Source organism: Pseudomonas sp. NBRC 111127 (genome assembly GCF_001320345.1).
GTDB lineage: Bacteria > Pseudomonadota > Gammaproteobacteria > Pseudomonadales > Pseudomonadaceae > Aquipseudomonas > Aquipseudomonas juntendi.
In genome coordinates, this window is sequence record NZ_BCBD01000192.1 from 1 (window position 1) to 9,925 (window position 9,925).

11 protein-coding genes are annotated in these 9,925 nt (G+C 62.0%); 6 read left to right on the forward strand and 5 right to left on the reverse strand.

Translation table 11 applies throughout. The features are described from left to right. A partial coding sequence (gene rplU, locus APH30_RS24180; RefSeq protein ID WP_054913977.1) for a 50S ribosomal protein L21 occupies positions 1-234 on the reverse strand: 234 nt, incomplete at its 3' end. Positions 235-478: 244 nt separating this feature from the next. On the opposite strand from rplU, the gene APH30_RS24185 reads away from it, so the two are divergent. From APH30_RS24185 to APH30_RS24195, 3 genes are all read left to right on the forward strand, one after another. Further along, positions 479-1,447, forward strand: a complete 969-nt coding sequence (locus APH30_RS24185) for a polyprenyl synthetase family protein (protein ID WP_029884883.1) — start codon at positions 479-481, stop codon at positions 1,445-1,447. Between the two features lie 105 nt (positions 1,448-1,552). Next, complete coding sequence (locus APH30_RS24190) at positions 1,553-1,894, forward strand: zinc ribbon domain-containing protein YjdM (RefSeq protein WP_009686103.1); 342 nt, start codon at positions 1,553-1,555, stop codon at positions 1,892-1,894. A gap of 83 nt (positions 1,895-1,977) precedes the next feature. Continuing rightward, on the forward strand, positions 1,978-2,223 hold the full coding sequence (locus APH30_RS24195) for a hypothetical protein (protein WP_054903906.1): 246 nt from the start codon (positions 1,978-1,980) through the stop codon (positions 2,221-2,223). Positions 2,224-2,336: 113 nt separating this feature from the next. Here APH30_RS24195 and APH30_RS24200 read toward each other — a convergent pair whose 3' ends face one another. The 4 genes from APH30_RS24200 to APH30_RS24215 form a co-directional block, all read right to left on the reverse strand. Next, positions 2,337-2,954: an FKBP-type peptidyl-prolyl cis-trans isomerase gene (locus APH30_RS24200; protein WP_009686101.1), complete on the reverse strand. Its 618-nt coding sequence runs from the start codon at positions 2,952-2,954 to the stop codon at positions 2,337-2,339. Between the two features lie 127 nt (positions 2,955-3,081). After that, a complete protein-coding gene (locus APH30_RS24205; RefSeq protein ID WP_003247486.1) occupies positions 3,082-3,570 on the reverse strand; it encodes a TIGR00645 family protein in 489 nt (162 codons plus the stop codon). Positions 3,571-3,717: 147 nt separating this feature from the next. Continuing rightward, positions 3,718-4,056 (reverse strand): hypothetical protein, encoded by a 339-nt coding sequence (locus tag APH30_RS24210; protein ID WP_009686099.1) that lies wholly within the window; start codon positions 4,054-4,056, stop codon positions 3,718-3,720. Between the two features lie 162 nt (positions 4,057-4,218). Further along, positions 4,219-6,657, reverse strand: a complete 2,439-nt coding sequence (locus APH30_RS24215) for a Lon protease family protein (protein ID WP_009686098.1) — start codon at positions 6,655-6,657, stop codon at positions 4,219-4,221. Between the two features lie 261 nt (positions 6,658-6,918). On the opposite strand from APH30_RS24215, the gene APH30_RS24220 reads away from it, so the two are divergent. The 3 genes from APH30_RS24220 to APH30_RS24230 all read left to right on the forward strand — a co-directional run bounded on the left by APH30_RS24220 (position 6,919) and on the right by APH30_RS24230 (position 9,808). Beyond that, positions 6,919-7,407 (forward strand): DUF3015 domain-containing protein, encoded by a 489-nt coding sequence (locus APH30_RS24220; RefSeq protein ID WP_009686097.1) that lies wholly within the window; start codon positions 6,919-6,921, stop codon positions 7,405-7,407. Positions 7,408-7,476: 69 nt separating this feature from the next. After that, on the forward strand, positions 7,477-9,330 hold the full coding sequence (locus APH30_RS24225) for a DUF4105 domain-containing protein (RefSeq protein ID WP_054913978.1): 1,854 nt from the start codon (positions 7,477-7,479) through the stop codon (positions 9,328-9,330). A 121-nt stretch (positions 9,331-9,451) separates the two neighbouring features. Then, positions 9,452-9,808 carry a hypothetical protein gene (locus APH30_RS24230; protein WP_054913979.1) on the forward strand — a complete coding sequence of 119 codons (357 nt, stop codon included), beginning with the start codon at positions 9,452-9,454 and terminating at the stop codon, positions 9,806-9,808. Positions 9,809-9,925 lie beyond the last annotated feature (117 nt).

A 9,925-nucleotide genomic window follows, 5' to 3' on the forward strand; every position in this document is an offset into this window, starting at 1 on the left:
GAACTTGATGATGCGAACCTTGTCGTGGCGGCCTTGCGAAACGACTTCGGCCACTACTTTAGCGCCAGCAACAACTGGAGCACCGATGGTGACTTCTTCACCGTTGGCGACCAGCAGGACGCGATCGAAAGTCACGGATTCGCCAGTGGCGACTTCCAGTTTTTCGATCTTGAGGAATTCACCTTCAGCGACTTTGTACTGCTTGCCGCCGGTAACGATTACTGCGTAAGACATGGTATTTCTCCGATAATCCTGCTCACCCAGCGCTTTATATGATGAGTATTGGCTGGCATGGCTGCACAGGGCTGGAACGGCCCGGCGCAATTGCGTAAGGCAGGTGCTGCCCAGGAAGTTAGGGTGCGCGATTGTACGCAACCACGGTTTTGCTTGCAAGTGCCGCCCCCGGCCAGCTGGCACCGCGCCTTGACACACCGGGACCTGCGACCTAGCATGCCGCGCAACCTCACTGGAGCAGCCGATGCAACCCCAAACCTTCTACCGCGCGGTAGCTGATGATTTCAGCGCCGTCGACGAGATCATCAAGAAGCAGCTGACCTCGCGCGTGCCGCTGGTATCGAAGATCGGCGACTATATCACGTCCGCCGGCGGCAAGCGCCTGCGCCCCCTGCTGGTCCTGCTGTGTGGCAAGGCCCTGGGCCGTGAAGGCGACGACCTGCGCCTGCTGGCTGCCACCATCGAGTTCCTGCATACCGCCACCCTGCTGCACGACGATGTGGTCGACATGTCCGGCATGCGCCGCGGCCGCTCCACCGCCAATGCCCTGTGGGGTAACGCGCCGAGCGTGCTGGTGGGTGACTTCCTTTATTCGCGCTCGTTCGAAATGATGGTCGAGCTGGGCTCGATGCCGGTCATGCAGATCCTGTCCAAGGCCACCCGGGTGATTGCCGAGGGTGAGGTGCTGCAGCTGTCGCGGGTACGCGACGCCAGCACCACCGAGGAAGTCTACATGGAGGTCATCCGTGGCAAGACGGCCATGCTGTTCGAAGCCTCCACCCACAGCGCCGCGGCGCTGGCCGAAGCCACGGACGCGCAGCGCGAAGCCCTGCGAACCTTTGGCGACCACCTGGGCGTGGCCTTCCAGCTGGTCGACGACCTGCTGGACTACAAGGGCGACTCGCAGACGCTGGGCAAGAACGTTGGCGACGACCTGGCCGAAGGCAAGCCTACCCTGCCGCTGATCTACACCATGCGCGAAGGCACTGCCGAACAGGCGGCGCTGGTGCGCCAGGCCATTCAGAAGGGCGGCCTGGAAGACCTCGAGCAGATTCGCGTGGCAGTCGAGGAATCGGGTGCGCTGCAGTACACCGCAGAGCTGGCTCGTGATTACGTGAAGCGCGCCATTGCATGCCTTGAGGTGCTGCCAGCCAGCGAGTACCGCGATGCGCTGGTTGAGCTGAGCGAGTTTGCAGTCGCGCGCACGCACTGACACACCGAGCCCGCGGTTGCTTTTGTCCGGACATAATCCCTTCTGGAAAAATACCTTTTACAATGCGGGCTTTCTACCGCCCGTCTGTTTGTTTGAGGAACCGAAGTGAGCACTCTGCCACCCTGCCCGAAATGCAATTCCGAATACACCTATGAGGATGGCACTCAGCTGATCTGCCCTGAATGCGCCCACGAGTGGTCGGCCAGCGGCGATGCCGAGGCTGCCAGCGACGAGGTGGTGAAAAAGGATTCGGTCGGCAACATCCTGCAGGATGGCGACACCGTTACCGTGATCAAGGACCTGAAGGTCAAGGGTTCATCCCTGGTGGTCAAGGTCGGCACCAAGGTCAAGAACATCCGCCTGTGCGATGGCGACCACGACATCGACTGCAAGATCGACGGCATCGGCGCCATGAAGCTGAAGTCCGAGTTCGTTCGCAAAGTCTGATTACATGAATTCCGCCAATTGGCGCTTGCTATCCTGATAATAAGAATTATTCTCATTGGAATCGATTTCCAAGGAGAGTAGCCATGACTTATCTGATCGACGCCTGGCTGGACCGCCCTCACCCTTACCTGCGCATTCTTCATCGGGAAACCGGCGAAGTGTGCGCGGTACTCGAAGCAGAAGCGCTCGACGAACTGCGTGACCAGGGCGACCTGGACATGAGCGGGTTGAATTCGAGTGAACCGGGAGTATTGAAGGAGCTGGTGCGGAATCTGTTTCTGTTCTGCTATGCGCGGGCGTTGCGCCCTACGGGAACAGACTGGAACTGAGGTTTTCAGGCCCGGCCTCATCGCTGGCAAGCCAGCTCCCACAAGTACTGCTAACGCGACACCTGTGGGAGCGGGCGAGCCCGCGAATGGGCCGCAAAGCGGCCCCGGCGATCTTACAGAACGTCGAGCAGCTCGACGTCGAACACCAGCACGCTGTGCGGCGGGATGCTGCCCACGCCTTGGGCGCCGTAAGCCAGCTCGCTCGGCACGTACAGGCGCCATTTGCTGCCTGCGTTCATCAGCTGCAGGGCTTCGGTCCAGCCAGCGATCACGCCGCCGACCGGGAATTCAGCCGGCTGGCCACGCTCGTAGGAGCTGTCGAACACAGTGCCGTCGATCAGGGTGCCGTGGTAGTGCGTGCGCACGTTGTCTTCACGGCTTGGCTTGGCGCCGTCGCCGGCAGTCAGCACTTCGAACTGCAGACCGGAAGCCAGGGTAGTGATGCCGTCACGCTTGGCGTTCTCGACCAGGAATTCCTTGCCCGCGGCAGCAGCGGCTTCGGCCTTGGCCGCCGCTTCGGCTTGCATCACTTCGCGGATGACCTTGAAGCTGGCCGACAGGTCGGCTTCGCTGACGCGGCTGTCGGCGCCGTTGAAAGCGTCGGTCAGGCCGGCCAGGATCGCTTCCAGGCTGACGCCTGGTGGTGGGTTGTCGCGCAGCTGGCCGCCCAGCTGACGGCCAATGCCGTAGCTGACGCGGGTTTCGTCGGTGGACAGGTTGAGTTCGGACATTGTCGTGCTCCACTGCAGGGCGCAGTGCAGCCGCGCCCTTGATGAAAAGGGCGAGCAGCCTAGCACACTGGGCCGCCGCGAGCAGCTACCAGGCCGAACGCTGCGCGCGCGAACAGCCCTGTACAACTCAGTGCTTGGTCAGCTTGTCCAGGTAGCCCATGCAGAACGCCGAAACCACGAAGGTCATGTGAATGATCACGTACCACATCAGGTAGTCGGTGGAGATGTTCTGTGCGTCCATGAACACGCGCAGCAGGTGAATGGACGAAATGGCCACGATCGATGCGGCCACCTTCATCTTCAGCGACGAAGAGTCCATTTTGCCCAGCCAGTTGAGCTTTTCCTTGCTTTCGTCGATGTCCAGTTGCGAGACGAAGTTCTCGTAGCCAGAAATCATCACCATCACCAGCAGGCCGCCCACCAGCGACATGTCGATCAGCGACAGGATCACCAGGATCAGGTCGGCTTCGCTGAGGGCGAAGACGTTGGGCAGGACGTGGACCACTTCCTGGAAAAATTTCAGCGCCAGGGCCAGCAGGCCGAGTGACAGGCCGAAGTAGATCGGGGCGAGCAGCCAGCGCGAGGCATACATCGCATTTTCGAGGATACGTTCCATTAAGTTCGGGACTCATCAGGTGACTAAAAAAGCGACGGCGAGTATAGCCAGCCACCTGTTGCAGCAAAAGCCCGATCCAGGCGACCACGATCCCCTGTAGGTGCGGCCTTGCGTCGCGATCGGGCCGCAAAGCACCCCAGCGTACGCTCAGGTCTCCGGATGAAACTGGTAATCCCCCAGGTTCCGGCAGCGCTCGCCGTTGATCCGGCGCAGCTGCGCCTGCAGGTGCAAGCACCAGATCTGCGGGTCTTCTGCCACCTGGTACCCGTGCAACGTCAGGCTATCGACGATGGCATGCAGCACCGACTCGGCCACCATTGGCCCATGGAACGGCCCTTGGGCCTTGATTGCAGAGGGTTGTTCACCGGCCATGCCGGCGGCGAACAGCAAGGTCCACATGCCGGTGTCGCCGGCCAATGGGCGGATGCTGCATTCGATGCGGGTCACCAGGCCCAGGCACTGGCGTGTGAGGCTGAGGTTGCGCATGGCCGCGTCCCCTCCAATGAGCCTTGTTCAGCCTGAAACCCTCAGGCTGTTTCCATCCTGAACGCTGTTCCTTCCTTAAGTTCCAGCATAGAAGAGCAAAACAGAAAGTTGGAAAACCGGCGCTGAACGGTAGCACATGGCCGCCAGCGCCGGTTTATTGACTTAGGCGGGCTTGGCCTGAGCGATGACTTCCTCAAGGCGCTCCTTTTCCGCCTTTTCGATCTCTTCCTCGCTGATCATCTCGGCAATTTCCCGTAGGCGCTCCACCACCCGGGCGTTGACACTGCCCTCGGTGAACTGGCCCTTGTCATCCAGCACGCCGGCCTCTTCGCCCACCAGCAGGCTGAGCGCCTCGTCGGCCTGGCTGACGGCGTAGACGTGGAACATGCCGTTTTCCACAGCCTGCAACACACGCTCGTCCAGCATCAGGGTAGCCACGTTGGCACGCGGGATGATGACCCCCTGCTCGCCCGTCAGGCCACGCGCTTCGCACAGGCGGAAGAAGCCCTCGATTTTCTCGTTCACCCCACCCACGGCCTGCACTTCACCAAACTGGTTGATCGAGCCAGTAATGGCGAAACACTGCTTGAGCGGTGTACGCGACAAGGCCGAGATCAGCGTGCACGCCTCGCCCAGCGAGGCGCTGTCACCGTCCACATAGCCGTAGGACTGCTCCAGGGCGATACTCGCGGAAATCGCCAACGGGAATTCCTGGGCGTAGCGGCTGCCCAGGTAACCGGTGAGGATCATCACCCCCTTGGAGTGGATCGGCTGGCCCAGGTTGACCTCTCGCTCGATGTCGACGATACCGCTGCCGCCCGGGTATACCGTGGCCGAAATACGTGCCGGCATGCCGAACGCCGAATCGCCGACTTCCAGCACCGTCAGGCCGTTGCACTTGCCGATCGCCGCACCTTCAGTGTCGATCAGGATGATGCCGGCAAGCATGTCGTCCAGTACCCGCTGCGAAACCCGGCCGGTACGAGTGGCCTTGGCCTTGAGCGCCCGCTCGATATGGCCGGCGTCAGTCATTTCGTCACCGGCCAGCTGGCGGATGAAGTCGGCTTCGCTGACCAGCTGGAACAGGTCGCCGATACGGGCCGACAAGCGCGACTGGTTCTCCGCCAGGCGTGCGCTGAACGTGGCCAGGCGCGCCACCGCATCGCTGGTCAGCGGCGCCATGCCTTCTTCGTTGGTGCGGGTGCGCAACAGCTGGGCGAATTGCTCCAGGTTCTCGTCGACCATGGGCATGTCTTCGTCGAAGTCGACCAGCACGCGGAACATCTCCTGGAAGTCCGAGTCGTGGTCCTGCAGTGCGTAGTACAGCTGCCGCGAGCCGATGATCACCAGCTTGACGTTGAGCGGGATCATCTGCGGCTGCAGGCTGACTGTAGCCACCCGGCCGAGCTCACCGATCGGCGATTCCATCTTCAGCTTGCGCGATTGCAGCGCACGCTTGAGTGCGTCCCAAACGAACGGTTCGCCCAGCATCTTCTCGGCTTCGAGGATCAGGAAGCCGCCATTGGCCCGGTGCAGCGCCCCCGGGCGCAACTGGCGATACGAGGTATACAGCGCGCCCTGGTCGGTGCTGTATTCGATGCGGCCAAACAGGTTGTCGTAGGTGGGGTGCGGCTCGAACACCACCGGTGCGCCACCGTTGGCGTAGTGGCCCACGACCAGGCTTGGCGCGTATTGCTCTTCCAGCAGCTTGCGGGCAACGGCGTCGGTCTTGCTGTCATCGACCAGTTGCTCGACCACGGTGCGCAGCAGGTTCAATTGCACCGATTGCAGGTAGGCGCAGACCGCGGCGTTCTCGGCGTACTTTTCCGAAAGCGGCGCCAGCAGCGGTTGCAGGGCCAGGGTGATGGTTTCTTCGTTCAGCTGGCGCAACTGGTTGTTCGACTCGCGCTTCCATTGCGGCAGGCTGGCCAACTCCTCGTTCAGCTGCTCCTCGAGCTGGGCGATGTCCTCGTGGAACTGCTCGCGCACCTCTTCCGGCAACTGGGCGAATTCCGCTTCGTCCAGCGCCTTGCCATCGGCCATGGGGGTAAAGGCGACGTTGCTGGAGTCGCGGTACAAGGCCACGTCCTTCTCCAGCGACGCCCGCTCGATCACATCCAGGGCACGGTCATAGCGCTGGTTGAAGGCGCGGTCGATGGCGCCCTTCTTCTGCTGGTACGACGGGTGCTCGAACACCGCCGGGAAGGTGGCCAGCAGGTTGTCGATCAGCCCGCCCATGTCGGCGATGAACTCGGTGGCGGTGCCGGACGGCAGCTCCAGTGCCCGCGGCTCGCGGGTGTCGTCGAAGTGGTTGACGTATACCCAGTCGGCCGGGGTCTGCTGGCGTTTGCCTTCGGCCTTGAGGTAGCGTTTGACGAACGAGAAACGCCCGGTGCCGGGCTCGCCCATCACGTACACGTTGTAACCAGGGCGTGGCATGGCCACGCCGAACTGCAGGGCCTCGACAGCACGCTCCTGGCCCAGGACTCCGCGAAACGGCTCCAGATCGTCGGTATTGGTAAAGGCAAACTGCTCGGGTGAGAAACGCCGGGTCAGGGCTTCAGGCGCAAGACGCAGGCGCGCAGCGACAGGATCGGGCATTGGGTTTCCTTACTTCGGCGGGGCAGATACGCAGCATTCTGGCGCTGCCCGCGCGCGCCTTGCAAGGCTCCCGGGGACTTTATATCGCCGCACCTCACCGCCAGAGCAGGTATTCGAACAGCAAATTTTTCGCAATCAACAACGCAACCTTTAGATCGTGCCTAAACTCCAAGCTGCGCGGGTGGGTGAAATGCTTTCCCGACCTGGCAACCGAGTTGCCAGAAAACACTGACCCTTGGTTATGACAAAGAGAAAAAAGCTATGAAACGGATTCTTCTGGGTACTCTGTTCACCGTGGTCTCGCTCAACGCCATGGCAGAAGCGCCAGGCGGCCCGAACTGCGGCTGGGGCAACATGCTGTTCGAGGGCCAGCGCGGCACGCCGGCTCACTTCCTGGCTTCCACCACCAACGGCACCTCTGGTAACGCCACCTTCGGTATGACCTCCGGCACCAACGGCTGCTCGACCAAGGCTTCGCTGACTTACGGCGGCAAGTCCTGGTTCGCCATGAACGGCATGATGAACGAGCTTTCCGAAGACATGGCCATGGGCCAAGGTGAAGCACTGACCACCTATGCCGTGGTACTCGGCGTGGCCCCGGAAGACCGTGGCTACTTCAACTCGGTCACCCACCAGCACTTCAACCAGATCTTCAGCAGCGCCGACGTCACCGCTGAAACTGTCCACAGCAACACCCTCGCTGTACTGAAAGGCGACCCACGCCTGGCCAAATACGCTACCGAGGCCTAAGCTGCAGCTCCCGCCCCTTCGGGGGCGGGTTTCGCCTTTTTCGGCATCGTTCAGAAGTAGTTGCCCGATATGCTCAAACGCTTCGCTGCCCTCGCGCTGTGTGTCTGCGCCCCTGTTCACGCCGCCCCTGTGCTGGATCAAGGCCGCCTCCAGCAACTGGCCAATACCCCCTACTGGATTGCCTTGGGCCATTACGAAACCGCCAAGCTCGGCGGCTGGCGCAGCTATGTGGACGATGACGCGTTCTTCCTGGCCAAAGACGGTGCGCACCACCCCGACCAGGAGCTGCAAGCCACGGTGCAAGCCCTGTACGCCCCGGCCAGCCTCGGCGACAAACATGCCCAGTGCGTATTCCCCGCACGCACCCGCTGGCTGCGTGAGCAGCTGAATTTGCAAGGCTTGCCACAACCGGACTGCCAGGCGTTCAACACCTGGTACAAATCGGTCGACCCGCACAGCGCCGCGCTGATTTTCCCGGCGGCCTACCTGAACAGCCCCTCGTCGATGTTCGGCCACACCCTGCTGCGCATCGACCAGTCCACTACCCGCAGCGACGACACCACGCTGCTGAGCTACGCGATCAACTTCGGCGCCTACATCGAAGGCAGCGACAACAGCATCCTGTATGCCTGGAAGGGCCTGATGGGCGGCTACCCGGGGCTGTTCGCGCTGATGCCCTACCAAGAGAAGCTCTCCGAATACCGCAGCCTGGAAAACCGCGACCTGTGGGAATACCAGCTGGACCTGACCCCACAGGAAACCGGGCGCATGGTCGAGCATGTGTGGGAACTGAAGCAGATCCAGTTCGATTACTTCTTCTTCGACGAAAACTGCTCGTACCGCCTGCTGGAACTGCTGCAGGTGGCCCGCCCAAGCCTGGATCTGACATCGCAGTTTCCGCTGACCGCGATCCCCACCGACACGGTCAAGGCCGTGAAACAGTCCGGCCTGGTCGCCAGCGAAACCTACCGCCCTTCGCGCGAACGTGAGCTGCTGGCCCGCGCCGAGCCGCTGGACCACAACGAAAAGCAACAGGTGCTGGCGGTCAGCGCCGACACCGCGCAACTGCAAAGCCCTGCGTTCAAGGCGCTGCCCCGCGAGCGCCAGGCGCTGGTGCAGGACGCCGCCTATCGCCTCGAGCGCTACCGTGCCAACGGTCAGGAGCGTGACCCGGGCCAAGCCAAGCGCAGCTTCGAACTGCTGCGGGCGATCAACGGCAACCCGCCCCCGCCGCTGCAGGTAGAGCGCCCCGGCCTGCCCGAAGACGGCCATGACTCACGTACCTGGCAACTGGGCGTGGGCACCCGCGAGGACCGTGCCTACGCCGAGTATGGCCTGCGCATGGCCTACCACGACCTGAACGACAACGCCTATGGCTTCCCGCTGGGCGCCCAGATCGAGATCCTGCAATTGAAGGTGCGCCAGTACGAAGGCAACGACTGGCAGGTACAACGCCTGGACTTGGCCACCATTCGCTCGCTGACCCCACGCAATGCGTTGCTCAAGCCTTGGTCATGGCAAGTGGCTGGCGGCCTGGAGCGGGTACCCGGCAAGCATGATGACGAGGTGCTGGTAAGCCATGTGAATGGTGGCGCCGGCGGCACCTGGCAACTGGCCGATGGCTTGCTCGGTTTTGCCCTGGGCACGGTGCGGGTCGAACACCACAACGACTTCGCCGAATTCATTGCCCCGGCCGCGGGGTTCAATGGCGGGCTGCTGTGGCGCAACGGGCTGGGCAACATGACCCTGGAGGCCAAAGGTGATTACTTCACCAATGGCGAAGTGCGGCGCAGCCTGAGCCTGAACCAGCAATGGGAAATCAGCCAGAACCTGGGGGTGAGGTTGAGTGCTTCGCGTGAGTTCAGCCACCTGGCCACTGCGCAGAATGAGGTGATGCTGGAGCTGAAGTGGTACCACTACTGAAGATTGCGGGTTGCCTGCACAGGCAACAGTGTGGCCCAACCAACTCTTTGACACTGTTTTGACACCAACCCGACAAATCGCCACCTAGACTTGCCCCTATCGACGGGAGGGTCAGGTGGCTATGTCGCGGTACTGGTTCGGCGTGTGCATTGCGTTGTTGCTGTCAGGTTGTGAAACCACCCACGAGCAAATGCTCGCCAACGGCTATCCCCCTGCCTATGCCGATGGCTTTCAGGACGGTTGCAGCAGTGGCCACCAGGCCGCCGGCACCATGGCCGGCGACTTTCGCAAGGACGTACCCCGCTACCTGCACGAGCGCCAGTACGAAACCGGCTGGGACGATGGCTTTCGCCAGTGCCAGGCCATGCAGAACACTGAAGAACAGCGTCAGTACCACGAGCGCTTCTGGGACCAGCGCGACCGCGAGTGGCAGCAGGAAAAGGACCGTGGCGCCGCCAAGGCCTATCGCCACAATTGAGGTCGTTAACGGACATTTCTTTAAACCTGCGGCCTGCCATGATGGTCTTCTGCACAAGGAGGCCTTGCATGAGCCGAGCATTCGTCAATGAGGACCAAGCCGCCGCCCAGGCCGATC

Bases quoted from the DNA above. Each gene is read 5' to 3' on its own strand.
- APH30_RS24185 (WP_029884883.1), top strand. From the start codon at position 479: ATGCAACCCCAAACCTTCTACCGCGCGGTAGCTGATGATTTCAGCGCC.
- APH30_RS24195 (WP_054903906.1), top strand. From the start codon at position 1,978: ATGACTTATCTGATCGACGCCTGGCTGGACCGCCCTCACCCTTACCTG.
- APH30_RS24200 (WP_009686101.1), bottom strand. From the start codon at position 2,954: ATGTCCGAACTCAACCTGTCCACCGACGAAACCCGCGTCAGCTACGGC.
- APH30_RS24205 (WP_003247486.1), bottom strand. From the start codon at position 3,570: ATGGAACGTATCCTCGAAAATGCGATGTATGCCTCGCGCTGGCTGCTC.
- APH30_RS24210 (WP_009686099.1), bottom strand. From the start codon at position 4,056: ATGCGCAACCTCAGCCTCACACGCCAGTGCCTGGGCCTGGTGACCCGC.
- APH30_RS24215 (WP_009686098.1), bottom strand. From the start codon at position 6,657: ATGCCCGATCCTGTCGCTGCGCGCCTGCGTCTTGCGCCTGAAGCCCTG.
- APH30_RS24220 (WP_009686097.1), top strand. From the start codon at position 6,919: ATGAAACGGATTCTTCTGGGTACTCTGTTCACCGTGGTCTCGCTCAAC.
- APH30_RS24225 (WP_054913978.1), top strand. From the start codon at position 7,477: ATGCTCAAACGCTTCGCTGCCCTCGCGCTGTGTGTCTGCGCCCCTGTT.
- APH30_RS24230 (WP_054913979.1), top strand. From the start codon at position 9,452: ATGTCGCGGTACTGGTTCGGCGTGTGCATTGCGTTGTTGCTGTCAGGT.